General features: G+C 34.5%; 19 protein-coding genes and 2 pseudogenes. 2 read left to right on the top strand and 19 right to left on the bottom strand.

Translation table 11 applies throughout. The features are described 5' to 3' along the window. Positions 1–80: 80 nt before the first annotated feature. The 10 genes and pseudogenes from nuoH to aspS form a co-directional block, all read right to left on the bottom strand. On the bottom strand, positions 81–1,133 hold the full coding sequence (gene nuoH, locus P5P87_RS15445; RefSeq protein ID WP_278019847.1) for an NADH-quinone oxidoreductase subunit NuoH: 1,053 nt from the start codon (positions 1,131–1,133) through the stop codon (positions 81–83). A 6-nt stretch (positions 1,134–1,139) separates the two neighbouring features. After that, positions 1,140–2,168 carry an NADH-quinone oxidoreductase subunit G gene (locus P5P87_RS15440; protein WP_278019846.1) on the bottom strand — a complete coding sequence of 343 codons (1,029 nt, stop codon included), beginning with the start codon at positions 2,166–2,168 and terminating at the stop codon, positions 1,140–1,142. 92 nt (positions 2,169–2,260) lie between these two features. Further along, a pseudogene (gene nuoF / locus P5P87_RS15435) lies at positions 2,261–3,632 on the bottom strand (NADH-quinone oxidoreductase subunit NuoF). 1 nt (position 3,633) lies between these two features. Beyond that, on the bottom strand, positions 3,634–4,164 hold the full coding sequence (locus tag P5P87_RS15430) for a complex I 24 kDa subunit family protein (RefSeq protein ID WP_012023324.1): 531 nt from the start codon (positions 4,162–4,164) through the stop codon (positions 3,634–3,636). Between the two features lie 56 nt (positions 4,165–4,220). Beyond that, entirely contained in the window at positions 4,221–5,459 is a 1,239-nt protein-coding gene (locus P5P87_RS15425) for an NADH-quinone oxidoreductase subunit D (RefSeq protein WP_111368854.1), read from the bottom strand. A 21-nt stretch (positions 5,460–5,480) separates the two neighbouring features. Then, positions 5,481–6,002 (bottom strand): NADH-quinone oxidoreductase subunit C, encoded by a 522-nt coding sequence (locus tag P5P87_RS15420; protein WP_198854880.1) that lies wholly within the window; start codon positions 6,000–6,002, stop codon positions 5,481–5,483. Position 6,003: 1 nt separating this feature from the next. Then, positions 6,004–6,552, bottom strand: a complete 549-nt coding sequence (locus P5P87_RS15415; RefSeq protein WP_111378918.1) for an NADH-quinone oxidoreductase subunit B — start codon at positions 6,550–6,552, stop codon at positions 6,004–6,006. 150 nt (positions 6,553–6,702) lie between these two features. Then, a complete protein-coding gene (locus P5P87_RS15410) occupies positions 6,703–7,068 on the bottom strand; it encodes an NADH-quinone oxidoreductase subunit A (RefSeq protein ID WP_095929654.1) in 366 nt (121 codons plus the stop codon). A gap of 242 nt (positions 7,069–7,310) precedes the next feature. Further along, positions 7,311–7,505, bottom strand: a complete 195-nt coding sequence (locus P5P87_RS15405; RefSeq protein ID WP_278019845.1) for a cold-shock protein — start codon at positions 7,503–7,505, stop codon at positions 7,311–7,313. Positions 7,506–7,813: 308 nt separating this feature from the next. Beyond that, the gene (gene aspS / locus P5P87_RS15400) at positions 7,814–9,565 is read right to left on the bottom strand and encodes an aspartate--tRNA ligase (protein WP_198854878.1); all 1,752 of its coding nucleotides are present in this window, start codon (positions 9,563–9,565) and stop codon (positions 7,814–7,816) included. A 156-nt stretch (positions 9,566–9,721) separates the two neighbouring features. Between aspS and P5P87_RS15395 the strand changes: the two genes are divergently transcribed. Then, positions 9,722–10,714, top strand: a complete 993-nt coding sequence (locus tag P5P87_RS15395) for a TlpA family protein disulfide reductase (RefSeq protein ID WP_278019844.1) — start codon at positions 9,722–9,724, stop codon at positions 10,712–10,714. A 211-nt stretch (positions 10,715–10,925) separates the two neighbouring features. Next, positions 10,926–11,273, top strand: coding sequence for a toxin-antitoxin system YwqK family antitoxin (locus tag P5P87_RS15390; protein ID WP_278019843.1), 348 nt, complete (start codon positions 10,926–10,928; stop codon positions 11,271–11,273). A gap of 53 nt (positions 11,274–11,326) precedes the next feature. Here P5P87_RS15390 and P5P87_RS15385 read toward each other — a convergent pair whose 3' ends face one another. From P5P87_RS15385 to P5P87_RS15345, 9 genes and pseudogenes are all read right to left on the bottom strand, one after another. Continuing rightward, positions 11,327–12,211, bottom strand: a complete 885-nt coding sequence (locus P5P87_RS15385; protein ID WP_278019842.1) for a PepSY-associated TM helix domain-containing protein — start codon at positions 12,209–12,211, stop codon at positions 11,327–11,329. A 7-nt stretch (positions 12,212–12,218) separates the two neighbouring features. Next, positions 12,219–12,440: a PepSY domain-containing protein gene (locus P5P87_RS15380; RefSeq protein ID WP_278019841.1), complete on the bottom strand. Its 222-nt coding sequence runs from the start codon at positions 12,438–12,440 to the stop codon at positions 12,219–12,221. A gap of 64 nt (positions 12,441–12,504) precedes the next feature. Then, the gene (locus tag P5P87_RS15375; protein ID WP_278019840.1) at positions 12,505–14,055 is read right to left on the bottom strand and encodes a PepSY-associated TM helix domain-containing protein; all 1,551 of its coding nucleotides are present in this window, start codon (positions 14,053–14,055) and stop codon (positions 12,505–12,507) included. Positions 14,056–14,060: 5 nt separating this feature from the next. Beyond that, complete coding sequence (locus tag P5P87_RS15370; protein ID WP_198854873.1) at positions 14,061–14,360, bottom strand: hypothetical protein; 300 nt, start codon at positions 14,358–14,360, stop codon at positions 14,061–14,063. Between the two features lie 13 nt (positions 14,361–14,373). Then, positions 14,374–14,706, bottom strand: a complete 333-nt coding sequence (locus P5P87_RS15365; protein WP_278019839.1) for a hypothetical protein — start codon at positions 14,704–14,706, stop codon at positions 14,374–14,376. Between the two features lie 64 nt (positions 14,707–14,770). Then, on the bottom strand, positions 14,771–17,119 hold the full coding sequence (locus tag P5P87_RS15360; protein WP_278019838.1) for a TonB-dependent receptor: 2,349 nt from the start codon (positions 17,117–17,119) through the stop codon (positions 14,771–14,773). 363 nt (positions 17,120–17,482) lie between these two features. Continuing rightward, a pseudogene (gene odhB / locus P5P87_RS15355) lies at positions 17,483–18,723 on the bottom strand (2-oxoglutarate dehydrogenase complex dihydrolipoyllysine-residue succinyltransferase). An 86-nt stretch (positions 18,724–18,809) separates the two neighbouring features. Then, entirely contained in the window at positions 18,810–21,251 is a 2,442-nt protein-coding gene (locus P5P87_RS15350; RefSeq protein ID WP_278019837.1) for a 2-oxoglutarate dehydrogenase E1 component, read from the bottom strand. Continuing rightward, positions 21,145–21,585: a 2-oxoglutarate dehydrogenase E1 subunit family protein gene (locus P5P87_RS15345; protein WP_278019836.1), complete on the bottom strand. Its 441-nt coding sequence runs from the start codon at positions 21,583–21,585 to the stop codon at positions 21,145–21,147. Before P5P87_RS15345 ends, P5P87_RS15350 begins: the two co-directional genes overlap by 107 nt. Between the last annotated feature and the right edge of the window lie 38 nt (positions 21,586–21,623).

Below are 21,623 nucleotides of genomic sequence, written 5' to 3'. Positions count from 1 at the left end.
TTATAGTTTATGATTTATAATTTGATATCGAATCAAATTTAAAATCTATTTTGTTTTTTATTTGAAGCTAACTTCGGTTCTTAGAATCCTAAAGCGACTAAGATTTCGTGTCTTAAAATAACAACACCCGTAATCATGATATTAATGATTGAAAGCGGAATTAAAATTCTCCATCCTAAGTGCATTAATTGGTCATATCTAAATCTTGGAATCGTCCAACGTACCCACATGTAAAAGAATATGAAAAAACATATTTTTACAAATAATGCCGCAATACCTAATAAGTTAGCCACATTTACACCTACATTTTCTACCATCCATTGCATTCCTGGGTAGTTGTATCCACCAAAGAATAATACAGAAATAATAGTAGAAGAGATAAACATACTTGCATATTCAGCAAATAAATAGAATCCCATTTTCATAGATGAATATTCTGTGTGGTAACCTCCAATTAATTCGTTTTCACATTCTGCTAAATCGAAAGGAGTTCTGTTTGTTTCAGCAAATGAACAGATTAAGAAAATTAAGAATGATAATGGCTGATAGAAAACATTCCAGTTCATTCCTTGCTGTTGTAATGAGATTTCTTTTAAACTCATTGTTCCAGTCATCATCAATAAAGCGATTATTGATAATCCCATTGCAACCTCGTAAGAAACCATTTGAGAAGCAGCACGAATAGCTCCCATCAAAGAGAACTTATTGTTAGAAGCCCATCCACCGATCATGATACCGTAAACTCCAACAGAAAGAACTCCAAAAATGTACAATAATGCGATATTAACATCTGTAGCTTGAAGAATAATGTCTCTTCCAAAAAGGTGTAAACGATCTCCCCACGGAATTACAGCACTAGTCATCAAAGCAGTACTCATTGCAATCGCAGGTCCAACTACGAATAAAAATCTATTTGGTGTGTTTGGGAAAAACTCTTCTTTAGAGAATAATTTCATACCATCTGCAAGCGGTTGTAATAAACCTCCCCATCCAGCACGGTTTGGTCCAACACGATCTTGCAAGAAAGCGACAACTTTACGTTCTGCCCAAGTAGAATACATCGCCATAATCATTGTTACCGCAAAAACGACAACAATTACAACACTTTTTTCTATAATAAATGCACTTTCCATTTCTTACTATTTTTGATCTTTATCAGTTAATGGAATTGCGACCATACTAATCTTTTTACGGTCAATATCTCTACCTAAAAGGATATTCTTTTCTGTATCGATTGTAACTTTCTCTAATTTTTGAGTGTAGTTATTTTGGTTGATAACAGAATCTTTTTCAAATTCTCTCGGACCTTCAATAACCCAGTCATTTACATCTTTGTGATCAAAACGACAGCTGTTGCAGATGAATTCTTCAACTTCATGGTACTCGTCTTTACGACCAGTTACACGTTGAATTTCTCCACCAAACATCCAAACTGTAGTTTTACCGCAACATCCTGGAGTAGTACATTCTCTGTGCGCGTTATAAGGTTTGTTAAACCAAACTCTTGATTTAAAGCGGAAAGTTTTATCTGTTAAAGCTCCAACCGGACAAACGTCAATCATGTTTCCAGAGAACTCATTGTCAATTGCTTTAGAAATTCCAGTAGAAATATTAGCGTGGTCACCGCGATCTAATACTCCATGAACTCTGTTGTCTGTCAATTGATCTGCAACTTGTACACATCTTTGGCATAAAATACAACGGTTCATATGAAGTTGAATATTTGGACCAATATCTTCTGGTTCAAATGTTCTTTTCTCTTCAATATAACGTGATTTTGGATTTCCGTGCTCGAAACTTAAATTTTGTAAATCACATTCTCCAGCTTGATCACAAATTGGACAGTCTAATGGGTGATTGATTAATAAAAATTCTGTTACAGATTTACGAGCCTCAGTTACTCTTGCAGACGATTTACTGTTTACTTCCATACCATCCATACATCCTGTTACACAAGATGCCATTAATTTTGGCATTGGTCGTGGGTCAGCTTCACTACCTTTAGAAACTTCAACTAAACAACAACGACATTTACCGCCGCTGCCTTTTAATTTTGAGTAATAGCACATGGCTGGCGGAACTAAATCTCCACCAATCATACGTGCAGCCTGCAGGATCGTTGTTCCTGGTTCTACGTCTATACTTTGACCGTCTATGGTTACTTTCATCTCTTATTGATTTGAATGTTGAAAGTCGGAATATTTAAAAGAGTTGCTGTCCTTTTTAATATTTTTAACTTTATAACTTTCTCTATATATTTTTATACGATTACTTTACCGCCTACTAAATGCTTAACTTGTGAGAAAGGCTCGGCAACAAAGTGATCTCTATTTTTAATTTTTTCTGGGAAACGAACGTGATATTCGAACTCATCTCTAAAGTGACGAATTGTCTGCAGCTACTGGCCAAGAAGCGGCGTCACCAAGTGGACAAATTGTGTTTCCTTCAATTTTACTTTGAATGCTCCATAATAATTCGATATCTTCTTCACGGCCTTGACCGTTTTCGATTCTCCATAAGATTTTTTCTAACCATCCTGTTCCTTCACGGCAAGGAGTACATTGTCCGCAAGATTCATGGTGGTAAAAACGAGCAAAGTTCCAAGTGTTTCTTACTACACAAGCAGTGTCGTTGTAAACAATAAATCCTCCAGAACCTAACATCGATCCAGTAGCAAAACCACCATCACTTAAAGATTCGTAAGTCATTAAACGATCTTCGCCATTTGCTGTTTTGAAAATCAATTCAGCTGGTAAAATTGGCACAGAAGAACCTCCTGGTACAAATGCTTTTAAAGGACGGCTTGAAGACATTCCTCCTAAATATTCATCAGAATTCATGAATTCGTCAACACTTAAACCTAATTCAATTTCGTAAACACCAGGATTTTTAATGTGTCCTGAAGCAGAAATTAATTTAGTTCCAGTAGAGCGTCCAATTCCAATTTTAGCATAATCATCACCAGAATTGTTTACAATCCAAGGCACAGTCGCAATTGTTTCAACATTGTTTACCACAGTTGGATTTGCCCAAAGACCAGAAACCGCTGGGAAAGGTGGTTTAATACGAGGGTTTCCTCTTTTACCTTCCAATGATTCGATTAATGCTGTTTCTTCTCCACAGATATACGCTCCAGCTCCACAGTGTACGTGAAGTTCAAGATCATAACCTGTACCTAATATATTTTTTCCTAACCATCCGGCAGCTTTTGCTTCGGCGATTGCTCTTTCTAAAATTTTGAAAACCCACATATATTCTCCACGGATGTAGATATAAGATAGGTTAGCGCCCAAAGCATAGCTAGAAGTAATCATTCCTTCGATCAATAAGTGAGGAATGTATTCCATCAAAAATCTATCTTTGAATGTTCCAGGTTCAGATTCGTCGGCGTTACAAACTAAGTGTCTTGGTCTTCCTGATTTTTTATCGATAAAGCTCCATTTCATTCCAGCAGGGAAACCTGCACCACCACGACCACGTAATCCTGATTTTTTTACTTCTTCAGTAACTTCGTCTGGGGTAAGGGTTTTTAAAGCTTTTTCTACAGAAGCGTAACCACCATTTTGGCGATAAACTTCGTAGGTTTTAATTCCAGGAATATTGATTTTATCTAATAATATTTTTTGTGACATCTTATTTATCGTGTAATATTATTTTATCATCTCTACAATCAGCAATGATCTGATCGATTTTCTCTTCTGTCAGTTTTTCTTTGTAGAAATCACCTAATTGCATCATCGGAGCATATCCGCAAGCACCTAAACATTCTACACCAGCAATGGTAAACATTCCGTCTGGAGTTGTTTCTCCCATTTTAATGCCTAGTTTTTCAGAAGTATAATCCATCAAATCTTCGGCACCTCTTAAACAACAACATGAAGTTTGGCAGAACTCAAACATGTACTTACCAATTGGCTTTTGGTTGAACATCGTATAGAAAGTTACAACTTCATAAACTTCGATTGGTTTGATCTGAAGAATCTCAGCAACTTTGTCTTGCAATTCAATACTAAGCCAGTTGTTATGTGCATCCTGAACTTCGTGCAAAACAGGCAATAAAGCTGATTTTTGTTTGCCCTCAGGATAATGACTAATTAATTCATTGATACGAGCGATCAATGCTTCAGTCATATTTATTTCTTGTTTGTAATGTTTTCTTTCCATTTTATTCTTGTTTTGCCGCAAGGGCGCAAAGGCACAATTTTTTTAATCTAAATTGTTTAGGCGTCTAATTCTCCTGCAATTACGTTCAAACTTGAAAGAATGATAATTGCATCAGAAAGCATGGCACCTTTAATCATTTCTGGGAATGCTTGATAATAAATAAAGCAAGGTCTTCTGAAATGTAATCTATATGGAGTTCTACTTCCGTCTGTTACTAAATAAAAACCAAGTTCTCCATTTCCTCCTTCTACAGGGTGATAGATTTCTGCAACTGGTACAGGAACTTCTCCCATTACGATCTTAAAGTGATAAATTAAAGATTCCATAGAAGTGTAAACATCTTCTTTTGGAGGAAGGTAGTAATCTGGAACTTCAGCATGATATTCGTTTCCTGGAGGCATTTTTTCTAAAGCCTGACGAATAATGCTTAAACTTTCCCAAACTTCAGCGTTACGAACACAGAAACGATCATAAGTATCTCCTGATTTTCCAACAGGAACAATAAAATCGAAATCTTCGTAAGATGAATAAGGTTGTGCTACACGTACGTCGTAATCAACTCCAGCAGCACGTAAGTTTGGACCTGTAAATCCGTAAGCCATTGCTTTTTCAGCAGTAATTCCACCTACGTTAACAGTTCTGTCAAGGAAAATTCTATTTCTCTCGAATAAGTTTTGGAATTCCTGCCAAACTGGAGGGAATTCTTCAAGGAATTTATCTAGTTTTTTGAAAACTTCTGGAGACCAGTCTCTTTCAAAACCACCGATTCTTCCCATATTTGTAGTCAAACGAGCTCCACAAATTTCTTCGTAGATTTCGTAGATTTTTTCTCTAAATTGAAAAACGTATAAGAAACCAGTATACGCACCAGTATCAACCCCTAAAATTCCGTTACAGATAATGTGATCCGTAATACGAGCCAACTCCATAACGATAACTCTTAAATATTGTGCTCTTTTTGGAACTTCAATACCTAATAGTTTTTCTACTGTCATCCACCACCCCATATTATTAATAGGAGAGGAACAATAGTTCATACGGTCTGTAAGAGGTGTAATTTGATAAAAAGGACGATTTTCGGCAATTTTTTCGAATGCTCTATGGATGTAACCAATAGTTGGCTCAGCCTCAAGAATTTTTTCACCATCCATCAATAAGATATTTTGGAAAATACCGTGTGTTGCAGGGTGAGTCGGACCTAAATTTAGTACAGAAAGTTCACTTCCGTCGTCGTTTAGTCTCTCCTTAATTATTTTAGCATAACGATGCTCTGGTGGTAATAATAGTTCTGACATTTTATAATGTTGAATTATTTTTTAGCAATTTGATGTTGTTCTTCCGAAGAATCGGTCATCCTTATCTGTTCTTCCGCTGTCTTCCATTGGGAATTCTTTTCTCATTGGATGAGACTGCATTTCGTCCATATTTAAAATACGTTTCAACTGAGGATGTCCAATAAAGTCAATCCCGTAGAAATCGAAAGTTTCTCTTTCCATCCAGTTAGAAGACAAGAAAATATTTGAAACTGTTTTAATTTCTGGTTTTTCGCCGTTTAAGAAAACTTTGATTTTTAATCTTTTGTTTTCGTACCAGTTGTGTAAATGATAAACAACGGCAAACTGGCGTTCTGTTTCGTTATCTGGATAATGAATGCCGCACAAATCTGTTAAGAAATGAAAACGTAATTCTGGATCGTTTTTAAGGAAAAGAATCAACGGTGTAATTTTATCAGCTGAAGCTTCTAAAGAAAAAATATCTCTTTCTTGTTGAAAGTTAAAAACATCGTTACTAAATGTTTCTACAAGTTTGTCTTGAATTTGGGTATTTTCTAAGGCCATCTTATGAGATATTATATGAAGCTAATAATTCTTGGTATTCTGGTGAGCTTCTTCGTCTCACAGATTCGCTTTTAACCAAGTCCTGAAGTCTCATAACTCCATCAACAATTTGTTCTGGTCTTGGCGGGCATCCTGGTACATAAACGTCAACCGGAATTACTTTGTCAATTCCTTGAAGAACAGAGTAAGTATCAAAAACTCCTCCTGAAGAAGCGCATGCTCCAACAGCAATTACCCAGCGAGGTTCTGACATTTGCTCGTATACTTGTCTCAAAATAGGAGCCATTTTTTTAGAAATAGTTCCCATTACTAATAACATATCGGCTTGTCTTGGCGAGAAACTCACACGCTCAGAACCAAATCGAGCTAAGTCATAGTGAGATGCCATTGTTGCCATGAATTCGATACCACAGCATGAAGTCGCGAAAGGAAGCGGCCATAATGAGTTAGCTCTTGCTAAACCAACAACATCACTAAGTTTTGTGGCGAAGAAACCTTCACCAGTAACTCCTTCTGGCGGCGCAACCATATTTACTTTTGAATCGCTCATTTTATTTTAGATTTCTGATTTTAGATTTTAGATTTTTTGAAATCGTAAAAGGTAAAATCAATTTTTTAAATCAGTACTTTAAATTCGAATTCAAATTTTAAATCTCAATAGTAGATAAATCTAAAATTTCAGATCTAAAATCTAAAATCATTATTCCCACTCTAATGCTTTCTTTTTGATGATATAGAAGAAACCAACTAAAAGCAAAGACATGAAAACTAACATTTTTAACATTCCTTCAATTCCTAAGTCTTTGAAGTTTACCGCCCAAGGATATAGGAAAATAACCTCTACGTCGAATAATACGAACAAAATGGCAACTAAGAAGTATTTTACAGAGAATGGAATACGGGCGTTACCAACAGATTCGATACCGCATTCGAAGTTTTTATCTTTAACTTCAGAGGTTCTTCTTGGTCCTAATTTTCCAGAAATAATGATTGTTCCTACCACAAAACCAACAGCTAGAATAAACTGCATTAAAATAGGAATGTAACTGTATTGATCAGATTGCATAAACTTCGTGTTTTATACTTAAAAAATGAGCCACAAAGATAACTTGGAACTCTGTAAAACACAAGCTAAAAAAGGATTTAAGTAGGGTAGTAAACCGCGTTTACGTCTAATTTTTATTCATTATAAATAACATTGCGTTATTTTAATATTTTTTTAAGAAATGGGTAAAAAAAACGTCCCGATACTTCGGGACGTCTTCTGAGACCATTCAGAGGCAAAAAAAATAAATTGCTATATTTTTCTTAGATTACTGCTACTTTAGCGACAACTTTCCCTTTTCTTCCTTCTTCTTCTTCATAGCTTACACGGTCACCTTCGCGTAATTCTTCCGCGTTAATTCCTGAAGCGTGAACGAAGATGTCTTTTCCTGTTTCTTCGTCTGTAATGAATCCATAACCTTTAGATTCATTGAAAAATTTTACTGTACCTGTACGCATTTGTAATGTAATAATAATTTATAATAAACAAATGTAGTATATAATATCATACAAAAGACATCTACGTGTTAATTTTTTGTAAAAATTATTGATTTACAGTGTTTTTACGTGGTTTATTGCGTCAATTTGTTTATAAAATACCATAATTTGCGAATCATTAATTGTAAGAATAAGAAAACATTACGTTTGTAAGAATATGATAATTCGAAAAAATAATGATTTAAGATTTTTCTTAATATTTGATTAAATTAAAAAAGCCACTGAAATTTCAGCGGCTTTTTGTTTTTTTATGAATAAATTACTTCAAATTAAGCTATATCTACTTTAATACGAAGTTCTTTCAATTGTGCATCATCAATTGCAGCAGGTGCATCGATCATAACATCGCGTCCTGAATTGTTCTTAGGGAAAGCGATGAAATCTCTAATTGTTTCCTGACCTCCAAGAATTGCTACAAGTCTATCAAGACCAAAAGCAAGTCCTCCGTGAGGTGGTGCTCCAAATTGGAAAGCGTCCATTAAGAATCCGAATTGCGCTTTTGCTTCTTCTTCGGTAAATCCTAAATATTTAAACATTAATTGTTGTGTCGCTTTATCGTGAATACGAATAGATCCACCTCCAATTTCGTTTCCGTTTAAAACCATATCGTATGCATTTGCGCGAACTTTTCCTGGTTCTGTTTCCAGTAAAGCCATGTCTTCTGGTTTCGGAGAAGTAAATGGATGGTGCATTGCATGGTAACGACCGCTTTCTTCGTCTAGTTCTAATAATGGGAAATCTACAACCCATAATGGAGCAAATTCTTCAGGATTACGTAATCCTAAACGAGTTGCTAATTCCATACGCAATGCAGAAAGTTGAGCACGTGTTTTGTTTGCAGGTCCAGAAAGAACAAAAATCATATCGCCAGGATTTGCTTCTGTAGCTTTTGCCCAGTTTGCTAAATCGTCTTGATCGTAGAATTTATCTACAGATGATTTGTATGTTCCATCTTCATTACATTTTACATAAACCATTCCAGATGCACCAACTTGTGGACGTTTAACCCAGTCAATTAATCCGTCGATTTCTTTACGAGTATAATTTCCAGCACCAGGAACAGCGATTCCGACAACTAATTCTGCTGCATTGAATACAGGGAATTCTTTATGTTGTGCAAATTCGTTTAGTTCTCCAAACTTCATTCCGAAACGAATGTCCGGTTTGTCGTTTCCGTATGTTTTCATGGCGTAGTCGTAAGTAATTCTTGGGAATTTGTCTACTTCAATACCTTTAATTTCTTTAAGCAAGTGTCTTGTCAATCCTTCGAAAATATTCAAAATGTCTTCTTGCTCTACAAATGCCATTTCGCAGTCAATTTGAGTAAACTCAGGCTGACGGTCGGCGCGTAAATCTTCATCACGGAAACATTTCACGATTTGGAAATATTTATCCATACCTCCAACCATCAAAAGCTGTTTAAAAGTTTGAGGAGATTGCGGTAATGCATAAAACTGACCTTCGTTCATACGGCTTGGTACAACGAAATCTCTTGCTCCTTCAGGAGTCGATTTAATTAAATAAGGAGTTTCAACTTCGCAGAAATCTAAATCAGATAAATATTTACGAACTTCCATTGCCACTTTGTGACGGAATAATAAACTGTTTTTTACTGGATTTCTTCTAATATCCAAGTAACGGTACTTCATTCTGATATCTTCTCCACCATCTGTTTCATCTTCGATTGTGAAAGGAGGAGTAAGTGCAGTATTTAAAATCGTTAATTCTGAAACTAAAATTTCGATTTCACCCGTTGGAATGTTTTTGTTTTTAGCTTCACGCTCAATTACAGTTCCTTTTACTTGAATTACAAATTCTCTTCCTAGAGTTTTAGCCAATTCAAAAACGGTTTTATCAGTACGACTTTCGTCGAAAATAAGTTGCGTAATTCCGTAACGGTCGCGTAAATCGACCCAATTCATAAATCCTTTATCACGTGATTTTTGAACCCAGCCCGCAAGTGTAACTACGGTATTAATATTTGAAGCGTTTAATTCGCCACAATTATGACTTCTATACATAATCAAAATTTTAGACTGCAAAAGTAAATACAAAATTCAAGATAATATAGTAAAGTGGAAAGTTGATGCAGAATAATTTTAAATATTTTGTTAATTCTCAAATTGGAAAGGTTTAATTTATTTAGTTTTGAGTATCTAAAACTAATTGAAATACCTATGAAAAAACTTTTTGTTGCAGGTTTAGTAATTTTTAATGCTTTGAATATTGCCGCTCAAAGTGGAAATTCTATTAAGTTCACAGCTAAAATAGATAATAGAAATAGCGACACTTTAGTAATTAAAGGAAGAGATTTTGAGAAAGTAATTCCGATTGATAAAAAAGGAGTTTTTGTTTCTTCTTTTGATGCTCCTCAAGGATTTTATGTGTTTTATGATGGCAAGGAATCTTCTAATCTATATTTGAAACCAAATTCTGAGATCAATTTAACGCTGAATGCTCAGGAATTTTATAAAACGATTGTATATAAAGGTAAAGGAGTAGAAGAAAGCAACTTTTTAGCACAGCAAGCTATAAGAAACGAAAACTTTACAAAAGATGCTTTTACAAAAGAACCGAACGAGTTTACTGCTTTGCTTGATGACAAATTGAAATCGGATACAGAAAAAATAGAGAAGAGTGATTTTTCGGCAGATTTTAAAACAACTTTAAAACGCAGTTTTGAAAGTTACCATGAATTAGTCGCTCGACAGTATGAAAGAGTTTCAAAAGCAAACAAATTTACGGGGAAAGTTTCTCCAGGGTTTGATTATGAAAATTATAAAGGAGGGAAAACCAAGCTTTCTGATTTTAAAGGAAAATACGTTTTTATAGACGTTTGGGCAGTTTGGTGCGCGCCTTGCAGAGCTGAGATTCCCTATTTAAAAAAACTTGAAGAAAAGTATCATGGAAAAAATATTGAATTTGTAAGTATTTCTATTGATAAACTGAAAGACAGTGACAAATGGAGAAAATTTATTGCTGATAAAAGTCTTGGCGGTACACAGCTTTTAGCAGATAAGGATTGGGAATCTGAGTTTATTGTTAATTATAATATAACTGGAGTTCCAAGATTTATTCTGGTAGATCCAAGTGGTAATATTCTAAAATATGATGCAGAAAGACCTTCAGATCCAGAACTAGATAAACAGCTTACAGCATTATTGAACTAATTTATTTACGAAATTTACAACGTTATCGTAAAATTTAAATAGTTCTAAAATACCAGTAAAACCAGTGCTTGAGCGCTGGTTTTTTTATTTTATAAATTTTTCCAATGTTAAGTTTTTAATCAATGTTACCAAATTGTTAAGCAAAAGTTTTTTTAATGTAAACAATTAACTATATTTGATAAAGATTTCTTAACATTAAAGACCTAAAGATATGAAAAAGAGTGTAATTTTAGTCGCAATATTGTTCTCTGGAATTGTAGTTGCACAAGAAGGAAAGCCTGAATTAGAAGCTGCTGGGAACAAGGTAAAAGCAACCTATTACTATGAAAATGGTAAAGTGCGACAAGAAGGCTTTTTTAAAGATGGTAAATTAGACGGTGTTTGGGTATCTTATGACGAAAATGGAAACAAAAAAACCGTTGGAGAATACGCAGACGGAGTTAAAACTGGAAAATGGATTTACTTTAATGAAGACAGCTTGAAAGAAGTTGCTTATGTTGACAACAAAGTAAGTTCGGTTAAAAATTTACAGAAAAATGCTTTAGCAAACAGAAATTAATCATATAATTTCAGTACCAATTATAGAAAGACCGCTTTAAATAAGCGGTTTTTTTATGGCTTTACTTTTTTAGATTTCTTTTTTCTTCCAAACCAAATTACAAATCCGCTGACGGGAAGCGCTGCGGCAATTAGACTTACTATAAAAGCGATAATTTTTCCTGGAAGATTTAAAACTTGTCCTGTATGTATTCCGTAATTCATTTCGACAACTTGCAATCCTAAACTCTTTTTATCGAATGTCTGACTTTGAATAAGTTTTCCGCTTGACGGATGAAAATAATAATTGCTCTGCTGGTCGTAACGCAATGTGTGCGGATATGCGCCTGTACTCACAATGTCACCTTTTTGTTGCGGAATCATTACAAAGAACATTTCTGCTTTTGGCTGTAATTTTAAGGTTTGAATAAAAGCTTTGTCAATTGCTGTGGCCGAATTTGATTTGAAAGTGGTTGTATCAATTGTAGGCGTTTTTGTCTCGGCTGCTTTGTCTCCACCGAAATTGAAAGATTTATAAATTCCGTCGCCAACCCATTCGTATGTAAAAGTAAGTCCAGTTATGGCTAGAATTAAAGCAATTAACGAAATGTAAAAACCAGAAGTATTGTGCCAGTCATAATTTACGCGACGCCATTTTGCGGACCATTTTACAGTAAAACTTCTTTTGATGTCGCTTCTTCGTTTTGGCCACCATTGTATAATTCCTGAAATAAGCAATAAAATAAAAATGATGGTTGAAACACCAATAATATGTTTTCCGATATAATCGGGCAGGAGCAGATACAAATGAATGTACTCTACTATAATAAAGAAATCGGTTTTTGGATTTTCTGTTTTTAAATATTTACCTGTGTAGGGATTGAAATAGAGATATAAATTTTCTGTATCTGAATAGGTATAAACAATTGCCGATCTGTTTTTTCCGTAATAAGCAACCATACTGGCTTTATTCGCAGGAGCAATTTCTTTTGCTTTTTGCTCGCAATTCAGATGGTAATAGAAAAGGTTTGTTTTGAGGTTCTACCAAACGCCAATCTTTTCTTGTAATGTCTTTTATTTCATCATGAAAACAAAAAATACAGCCCGTTATACAAACTACAAAAACAATAAGCCCAGAAATTAATCCGAGCCATTTGTGTATAAAACGTATTTTGGTTTTGAATCCCATATTTTGATTAAAAACGTAAAATTATACGCAAAATCAATAGAGGACAAATAAATTGAGCTAATTTTTAAGAAACTGCTTTTTTGGGTTTTAAATGATAAGCTGTATATAATGTAATTGCGACTAAGAAAATCCAAAAAACGTCGATAAAGAAAATCTGAAATTTGTTTTCTATAAATGAAGTCCAAAACCAATTTCCAGAAACAATTCCGTTTGTAATTGGAATTAAGAATCCTAAAATACTTCCTGAAACCAAACAGAATTTATTCGTAAAAGCATCATTCTTTTTGATGATAAAGAAAATGGCAAGCAATAGCCAACCTCCAAAATAAAGAGCATACAAATTAGATTGGCTTAAAGGATAGAAAATCTTACTTCCAATAAAAGCTAATGCCGTAATTGGATACATGCTTAAGCAGATTGCCAGATAGATACGAACAACCGCATTGTTAAAACGTCTTTTCTTTTCCGGCATATTGTTTTTTTGTCGCGCAACAAGCCAAATCATTACTCCAGAAATAATAACAAAACAGGTTATAATTCCTAAAAGGAAACTTACGATTTTTAAAGCATATCCGCCATAATCGCCAAAATGAATTCGGTACAAAACATTTTTTACAACATCTAGGTAATTAGTTTGGGCAATTGGATCTTTTTTAGCAATTTCTTTTCCATCGGCAATTCTATAAACTACTTTCCCAATTCCCGTAAATTTCTTATTGCTTAAAAGTTCTCCTTCGACCAAAACGTGCATGTTGGCATCTCCATAATTCTGGATAAAAACACGAGTAATTTCAAAATCTTTCCAGTTCTTTTTGGTTTTGGCAACTAGCTCATCAATATTAAATGGATTGGCTAACTTTTTATTTTCAAATTTATAATCGGCATCTGTATATTCTAATTCTTTATATAATTTATCCTGATCACCATTGTATAAAGCGGCTACAGCTGGCGCTACTATTAAAAGTTTAATCATGAAAAAAGCACCTGTAACGGCATATACAAATTGAAACGGAAGTCCAATCATTCCTAATGCTGTGTGTGCATCTGTCCAAAGTGTTTTTAATTTTTCTTTTGGACGGAAGATATAAAAGTTAGAAACGATTTTATTCCAATGCAATAAAACTCCTGTCACGATTGCGAATAAAAAAAACAGAGCGGTGAATCCGGCTAAATAATACCCCGTAGGATAAGGAATTTGCGCCAAGAAGTGCAGACGGTATAAAAGTTCACCAAGAGAATAAGATTCTTCGTAAGTATAAGATTTGTAATTTTTATTGTCTAAATAGAAAAATTCTCCTGCTTGTTGTTTTTTGGGAGCCAATGTGTCTTTGGTTCCTTCCATATAAACAGCAACTCGATTTTCTATTGAAGGTTTAGAAATAGTGATATTTCTTCCGTGCAAAACATATTTTTTATCTAAATGCTGCAGGGCGTCATTGTAATCCAATTGAATTTCTCTTGTGATTGCTGTAGATTCACTTCTTTCCCAATTGATGATTTCATCTCTAAAAAAAGAAAAAGATCCAGCGAAGAAAATTACAAAAAGAATTACACTGATAACGATTCCGCTGACAGTATGTGTATGAAAATAGATATTGTAATGACGGTTATTCATATATATTATTGTGCCGTATTATAGGTTTGACCCAAATAAATAAAAAGACAAAAAAGTAAAGAAAGCAAGATGTAAATTCCCCATATTTTCCAACCGCTTTTGGCTAAAAAAGCAATGATCATTAAGGCAACCCATAAAATAAAACCAGTAAAAGCCATTGTCATTAAAACATTGGCGCGGTTAAACCAAGAAGCTAGAGCCAAATGAAAAGTGACAGAAACAAAGTATCCTCCTAAAATTGCGGCAGTAATTTTGGAAAAACGTGGCCAAAAAGAGGGATTTAGATATTTTGAATTTGCTGGCATAATTTGATAATGATTACTGGTAATAGAATTCTGTTAGTGCAATAAAAACCAGTAGCGCCAAAAGTAACTTACTGTTTATTTTTTTTAGTGGTGTAAGGATAATGATTAAACTTCCTACGGTCATGAGCTGAATAAAAAACATCAAAGTGCCACAGCCTAGTGATTGCGTAAAAAGCCACATTGCATACGCAGAAAGCAAAAGCATTAAGCCGATGATTTTAGTTGGCTTCGGATTTTTCTGCATCCATTTTTCAAAACCTAAATCATAAGACAAAACAGCTCTTTTTGAAGTGTAATACAACGTGTAAAAAGCTAAAAAAACGATAAGACTGGCAGTTGTAATCATAATCTTTAAAATTTAAAAAAACACCTTTCCTATAAGAAGAGAAAGGTGTTTTCATTATTTTTTATTAGAATCTGTACGCGAAGTTCGCAGATACGCTTCTCATGTTTTTTGGGTGAATTGTTGACCAACCATCGTAAGTATCAACATTAGCAATATTGTCTAATTTTAATGTCAATGTAAATTTCTCTGTTCCGTAGAAAATAGAAGAATTTAAAACAGTGTAAGAAGGAATTGTAAACTGACCTACAACATTTCTGTTCATAATTAGGTTTTTGTCAGCATAGTTTCCACCAAAACCTAAACCAAATCCTTGTAAATCTCCTTGAGGGAATTTGTAGCTTGCCCAAAAGTTTGCTGTGTTTCTTGGTCCTGAACTCTCAGGTCTGTTTCCTACGAACGAAGGATCTCCAGCATTTAATACAGCGTCTACATAACTGTAACCAGCAACAATGTTTAAACCAGCAACTGGATTTGCAACGATTTCTGCTTCAAAACCTTTGTTTCTTTGTTCTCCATCTTGGAAAGAAGTTTGAGTTGGTACTCCACCTGTAGAACCATAAACAGTATAAACCTGATCTGTTACTTTGATATCATAATAGCTAAATGTTGCGTAAACTTTATCTTTAAGAACATTTAATTTAGTTCCGATTTCAAATTGATTAGCATGTTCTGGTTTGAAAGTTCTTGGAATAACTGCACCATTTAAACCAGTATCAGTTGTTGGAGCTGTATTAGTAAAACCATCCATATAGTTGGCAAAAATCGAAACTTTGTCAATAATTGGCTGATAAACTAAACCAAATTTTGGTGAAAAAGAAGTCTGATTAAAATCATCAGCATTTGTAGTAACATCACCAGCAGTCATAAAACGATCTACACGTAAACTTGCCATTGCAGATAATGCAGGAGTAATATTGATTACATCTGATGCATAAGCACTAATAACTTCTTGTTTTGTTTTGTTATTGTTTGCGCCAGCTTCTGCTAAAAGTTTATCAGAACCAGCTTTTGTTAGGATACCACTGTCACCGTTTGTAATATATTTTGCAGGATCTGTTATGCCAAATACGTATTGGTTTACAGTTGCTACATCTAAGTTTCCGATATAAACTCTTCCATTTGATACATATCCAGAACCATTATCAACTTGCCCTCTATTAAAGTAATCAAAGCCAACAACAATTCTGTTTCTTAAGTTTCCAAGTTTAAAATCACCAATAAAGTTTTGTTGAATATCTGTTGTTAAAGTTGTTGTATCTTGGTAATTCATTGAACGTCCTAAAACAATTCCTTGATTTACTTCTGCAGGAAAATATTGTGTGCCTTCATAAAGATAAGTGTAATATCCTTCAGATTTAGATGATCCTCTTGATAGAACCGTTTGAGAAGTCCATTGATCAGAGATTTTGTAATTCATTTGTCCTTGAAGAGAGTAAGAAGGAGTTTCAATTGCAAGTTCGTTACTTGTATAAGAACGTTTGTTATCATAACCTAATTCATCCATATTATGAACTCTCAAAGGTGCTCCTCTATCTAAAAATAGCATAGTAGGATTCGTCTGTTTGTTGTTCATGAATTCAGTATTAATAAAAAACGAAAGTCTGTCGCTCGCTTGGTAAGATAAAGATGGAGCAAAGAAAAATGATTTTCTAAATCCAGCATCTTGAAAGCTGTTTTCTGTATGATATGCAGTATTAACTCTGAAATTAATTTTGTGTTCATCATCTACAGGAGTATTAATGTCTGCAGTTACACGGTTTAATCCGTAACTTCCTGCTGTATAGCTTACTTCTCCTCCAAAGTGATCATAAGGTTTTTTAGTAGTCAAGTTGATTAAACCTCCGTAAGAAATTAAACTACTTCCGAATAAAGTTCCAGAAGGCCCTTTAATAACTTCAATTTTGTCAATATTTGCAGGATCGATACTTCCGTTATTCAAAGCAGGTAAACCATTTGTCATTGTTGGTTGCACAGCAAATCCTCTTAGAGAGAAATATCCTGCACCGTCGCCACCACGTCCAGTAGAAGCCCAAAGCGGAGATAATCCTGGTGCATTTTTAAGAGCGTCATCTATATTTGTAACAACTTGCTCTTTTAAAAGTTCACCAGTAATTGTAGTATAAACTTGAGGGTTTTCAAGATTTTTAAGAGGTAATCTTGATACTTGTGTTGTTTCTTTACGCGCTAACGGGTTTTTTCTGTTTGAGCTTAAAACAACTTCATTTAATTCTTGAGAGTTTTCACTAATTCTAAAATCCTCAATAATTGAGTCGCCACCATTAAGGTTAACGCTTTTTTCTTTAGAAGAATAACCAATTCCAGAAACTTTAATTACATAGTTGCCTGGTTTAATATTTTTAATTTCATAGAAACCATTCGCGTCAGTGCTAGTTCCTATTTTTGTTCCTTTCAATATTACAGATACGTTGTCTGCTCGCTTGATTATTTGTTAAGCTAATTTGACCTTTAATAGTTGCTTTTTCTTGAGCCAAAGCTGATACGCTGGTCATTAAAGCAAAACAAAAACTCAAAAAAGAAACTGTAAATTTTAATTTCATTTTTATTTAGAATTAATTTTGATAGTGCAAATTTAATTGTTGGATAGCAACTAAACAAGTTATTCTTATTTATTCTAAATTAAATATTTTTTAAAGGGTAAAATTTACATTTTTTCAAAAAATTAACAACTTAAGCTAAAATTAAGCTAATCTTAAGCAAAAAAACCTGCTCAAATTAATGAACAGGTTTTTATTATTGTCAAAAATTACTTTAAAAATTACAACTCTAAAGCACGTTTAGCGTCGCCATTCATCAATAATTCTACTGGGTTTTCTAAAGCCTCTTTTACGGCAACTAAGAAACCAACAGACTCACGTCCGTCAATGATTCTGTGATCGTAAGAAAGTGCAACGTACATCATTGGGTGAATTTCAACTTTTCCGTTTACAGCAATCGGACGCTCAATGATGTTGTGCATTCCTAAGATTCCTGATTGAGGAGGGTTGATGATTGGAGTAGATAACATACTTCCGAAAACACCACCATTTGTAATTGTGAAAGTTCCTCCAGTCATATCGTCAACTGTAATTTGACCATCACGAGCTCTTAAAGCTAATCTTTTGATTTCAGCTTCAATTCCACGGAAAGTTAAAAGTTCAGCATTACGAACAACAGGAACCATTAATCCTTTTGGTCCAGAAACTGCGATTGAGATGTCAGCAAAATCATAAGCAATTTTGTAATCACCATCCATCATAGAGTTAACATCTGGATATAATTCTAAAGCTCTTGTAACTGCTTTTGTAAAGAATGACATGAAACCTAAACCTAAACCACCATGTTTAGCTTTGAAAGCATCTTTGTATTCGTTACGAATTTGGTTGATTGGTGTCATGTTTACTTCGTTGAAAGTAGTAAGCATAGCAGTTTCATTTTTAGCTGAAACTAGTCTTTCTGCTACTTTACGACGTAACATAGATAATTTTGTACGCTCAGTTCCACGGCTTCCTCCTGTTGGAGTTCCCATAGAAGGTACTGCATTTACAGCATCCTCTTTAGTAATTCTTCCGCCTTTACCAGTTCCTGAAACTGTAGTTGGAGCAATATTTTTTTCGTCTAATATTTTTCTTGCTCGCTGGAGATGGAGTTCCTGCTGCATAGCTTGTCGCTGCTGGAGCTTGAGCTGGTGCTGCTTTTGGAGCTTCTGCTTTTACTTCAGTCTTTGGAGCCTCTGCTTTTGGCGCTTCAGCTGCTGGAGCTGTGCTTCCTGCTGGTTTAGCAAGCATCTGTATCAATTAAACAAACTACAGCACCTACTGCAACTGTATCACCTTCTTCAGCTTTTAGTGTAATTACACCGCTCATTTCAGCAGGCAATTCAAGAGTAGCTTTATCTGAATCAACTTCAGCAATAGCCTGATCTTTTTCTACATAATCTCCGTCTTTTACTAACCAAGTTGCAATTTCAACTTCTTTTATTGATTCCCCTGGTGATGGGACTTTCATTTCTAAAATCATCTTGTTTTTGTTTAAAGTTTAGTCAGTTTAAAGTTTCAGGCTTTGTGTAACATGAAACTTTAAACTTGAAACAATTATTTTTTTAATTATCTAAATAAGTTTTTATCGAATACCATTCTAATAGCATCTGCATGACGACGTTTTGCACGTGTGTAACTTCCAGATGCTGGAGCAGAATATGCTTTTAATGAAGCCAATCTCCATTTTACAAGATCAAAATTCATTAACATAAAGCTGTAAGCTCCCATGTTTTTAGGTTCTTCTTGCGCCCAAACATAATCATCAGCATTTGGATATTGTGCAATAATTTCTTTGATTTGATCTACAGGGAAAGGGAATAATTGTTCGATACGAACCACTGCAACATCATTTCTTCCGTTGTTTTCTCTTTCTGCTACAATATCATAGTAGAATTTACCTGTAACAAAAACTAAAGTTTTTACACCTTTTTTATCTACTGTGTTGTCATCAATTGTTTCTTGGAAACTTCCGCTTGCGATTTCTTCAACTGTAGATACACATCTTGGATCACGCAATAAACTTTTTGGAGAGAAAACTACCAAAGGTTTACGGAAATTCGTTTTCATTTGTCTTCTTAACAAGTGGAAGAAGTTAGCTGGCGTTGTACAATCTGCAACATACATGTTGTGTCTTGCACAAAGTTGTAAATAACGCTCCATTCTTGCAGAAGAGTGTTCTGCACCTTGTCCTTCATATCCGTGAGGCAATAACATCACAATACCATTTTGGTTGTTCCATTTATCTTCGCCACAAGAAATGTATTGGTCAATCATAATTTGAGCTCCGTTAGAGAAATCTCCAAATTGTGCTTCCCAAATTGTTAATGCTTTTGGGTTTGCTAATGCATATCCATAATCAAAACCTAAAACACCATATTCTGATAAAAGCGAGTTGAATACGCCAAAGTTTCCTTTTTTGTTTTCAATAGCATTTAATAAAATTACTTCTTCTTCAGAATCTTCTACTTTTACAACAGCGTGACGGTGAGAGAATGTACCACGCTCAACGTCTTGTCCAGAAATACGAACATCAAATCCTTCTGTTAAAAGTGAACCGTAAGCCAATGCTTCTGCAGTTCCCCAATCTATAGTATTGTTATCGTAACCAGCTTTTCTATCTGTAACAATTTTACTGATTTTGTTGATGAATTTTTTATCTGATGGTAAAGTTGAGATTGTATTGATTATAGAATCTAATCCTTCTTTAGCAAAAGTAGTATCCACTTTTTGAAGCATTTGCGTATCTGTTACCTGAACAAATCCGTCCCATTCGTTTTTCATGAATGGAGTAATGATTGTTAAGTCTTTTTTACGAGAAGCTTCTAAGTTTTCTTCTAATCTAGCTTTATATTCTTTTTCTAAAGCATTAACATAAGAAGCATCGATTACGCCGTCAGAAAGTAATTTATCTGCGTAGATGTCTCTTGGATTTTTATGCTTAGCAATGATTTTGTATAAAACAGGTTGTGTAAAACGAGGTTCGTCACCTTCGTTGTGTCCGTATTTTCTATAACCTAATAAATCAATAAATACGTCACGTCCAAATTGCATTCTGTAATCTAATGCAAAAGATACAGCGTGTACAACAGCTTCTGCATCATCAGCATTTACGTGTAATACTGGAGATAAAGTTACTTTAGCAACGTCTGTACAATAAGTAGAAGAACGAGCGTCTAAGTAGTTTGTTGTAAATCCAACTTGGTTGTTGATTACAATATGGATTGTTCCTCCAGTTTTGTAACCATCAAGTTGAGCCATTTGAATGATTTCATATAAAATACCTTGACCTGCGATTGCAGCATCTCCGTGTACTGCGATTGGCAATACTTTAGAGAAATCATCAGCATAGTATTTATCTTGTTTAGCTCTTGTAATACCTTCAATTACAGCTCCAACAGTTTCTAAGTGAGAAGGGTTTGGTGCTAAATTGATGTTGATGCTTTTTCCAGATCTTGTTTTTTTGTCGGCAGTAAGACCTAAATGGTATTTTACGTCACCGTCAAAATATTCTTGATCGTAATCTTTTCCGTCAAACTCACCAAAGATATCTTGAGTCGATTTTCCGAAGATGTTTGCCAAAACGTTCAAACGACCACGGTGAGCCATTCCCATTACGAATTGTTCAACACCTTTTTCAGCAACTTGCTCGATCAAAGCATCTAAAGCTGGTATGATAGATTCTCCACCTTCTAATGAGAAACGTTTTTGTCCAACATATTTAGTATGAAGGAAATTCTCAAAAGAAACAGCTTCGTTTAATTTATTTAAGATTGTTTTCTTTTCTTCTGTAGAGAAATTAGGCTGATTAACATTGACAGCCAATTTATCCTGAATCCATTTTACAACGCCAGGATTTCTAATATACATATATTCAATACCGATATGCTGGCAGTAAATAGCTTTAAGACGATTTACGATATCTTGTAAAGAAGATGGCGCCATGCCAATTGTTTGTGCGAGCATCAAAAACAGTTGAAAGGTCTGCTGCAGATAATCCGAAGTTTTCAATATCCAAGGTCGGAGATGAAGTTCTACGGTCACGAACAGGATTTGTTTTTGTGAATAAATGCCCGCGCGTACGGTATCCGTCAATTAATTTTAGTACATTGAATTCTTTTTGCAGTTTTTCTGAAACCAAACTACAGTCTGCGTTATCGCTAGTCACGTACTCAACGATAGTTTGCACAGGGTTTTCGTCGTTATAAGTTGTTTGTCCAAAGTCAAAACCTTGAAAAAAACTTCTCCAGCTAGGCTCAACGCTGTCTGGGTTTACTAAATATTGATCGTATAATTGTGCAAAAAACTCGGTATGCGCTGCGTTTAAAAATGAAAACCTATCCATAATATGAGTGAATATACTTTTTGTTATATAGAAAGGCA

It is taken from the genome of Flavobacterium ginsengisoli (genome assembly GCF_029625315.1).
Classification (GTDB): Bacteria; Bacteroidota; Bacteroidia; order Flavobacteriales; family Flavobacteriaceae; genus Flavobacterium; species Flavobacterium ginsengisoli.
Note: the sequence above shows the minus strand (reverse complement) of the source record. Positions and strands in the feature narration are given on the sequence as shown.

Excerpts from the sequence above, each read along its gene's own strand:
- P5P87_RS15410 (WP_095929654.1), bottom strand. The coding sequence starts at position 7,068 with ATGCAATCTGATCAATACAGTTACATTCCTATTTTAATGCAGTTTATT.
- aspS (WP_198854878.1), bottom strand. The coding sequence starts at position 9,565 with ATGTATAGAAGTCATAATTGTGGCGAATTAAACGCTTCAAATATTAAT.
- P5P87_RS15345 (WP_278019836.1), bottom strand. The coding sequence starts at position 21,585 with ATGGATAGGTTTTCATTTTTAAACGCAGCGCATACCGAGTTTTTTGCA.
- P5P87_RS15395 (WP_278019844.1), top strand. The coding sequence starts at position 9,722 with ATGAAAAAACTTTTTGTTGCAGGTTTAGTAATTTTTAATGCTTTGAAT.
- P5P87_RS15375 (WP_278019840.1), bottom strand. The coding sequence starts at position 14,055 with ATGAATAACCGTCATTACAATATCTATTTTCATACACATACTGTCAGC.
- P5P87_RS15430 (WP_012023324.1), bottom strand. The coding sequence starts at position 4,164 with ATGGAAAGAAAACATTACAAACAAGAAATAAATATGACTGAAGCATTG.
- P5P87_RS15405 (WP_278019845.1), bottom strand. The coding sequence starts at position 7,505 with ATGCGTACAGGTACAGTAAAATTTTTCAATGAATCTAAAGGTTATGGA.
- P5P87_RS15385 (WP_278019842.1), bottom strand. The coding sequence starts at position 12,211 with ATGGTTGCTTATTACGGAAAAAACAGATCGGCAATTGTTTATACCTAT.
- P5P87_RS15440 (WP_278019846.1), bottom strand. The coding sequence starts at position 2,168 with ATGAAAGTAACCATAGACGGTCAAAGTATAGACGTAGAACCAGGAACA.
- P5P87_RS15425 (WP_111368854.1), bottom strand. The coding sequence starts at position 5,459 with ATGTCAGAACTATTATTACCACCAGAGCATCGTTATGCTAAAATAATT.
- P5P87_RS15380 (WP_278019841.1), bottom strand. The coding sequence starts at position 12,440 with ATGGGATTCAAAACCAAAATACGTTTTATACACAAATGGCTCGGATTA.
- nuoH (WP_278019847.1), bottom strand. The coding sequence starts at position 1,133 with ATGGAAAGTGCATTTATTATAGAAAAAAGTGTTGTAATTGTTGTCGTT.
- P5P87_RS15365 (WP_278019839.1), bottom strand. The coding sequence starts at position 14,706 with ATGATTACAACTGCCAGTCTTATCGTTTTTTTAGCTTTTTACACGTTG.
- P5P87_RS15415 (WP_111378918.1), bottom strand. The coding sequence starts at position 6,552 with ATGAGCGATTCAAAAGTAAATATGGTTGCGCCGCCAGAAGGAGTTACT.
- P5P87_RS15420 (WP_198854880.1), bottom strand. The coding sequence starts at position 6,002 with ATGGCCTTAGAAAATACCCAAATTCAAGACAAACTTGTAGAAACATTT.
- P5P87_RS15370 (WP_198854873.1), bottom strand. The coding sequence starts at position 14,360 with ATGCCAGCAAATTCAAAATATCTAAATCCCTCTTTTTGGCCACGTTTT.
- P5P87_RS15390 (WP_278019843.1), top strand. The coding sequence starts at position 10,926 with ATGAAAAAGAGTGTAATTTTAGTCGCAATATTGTTCTCTGGAATTGTA.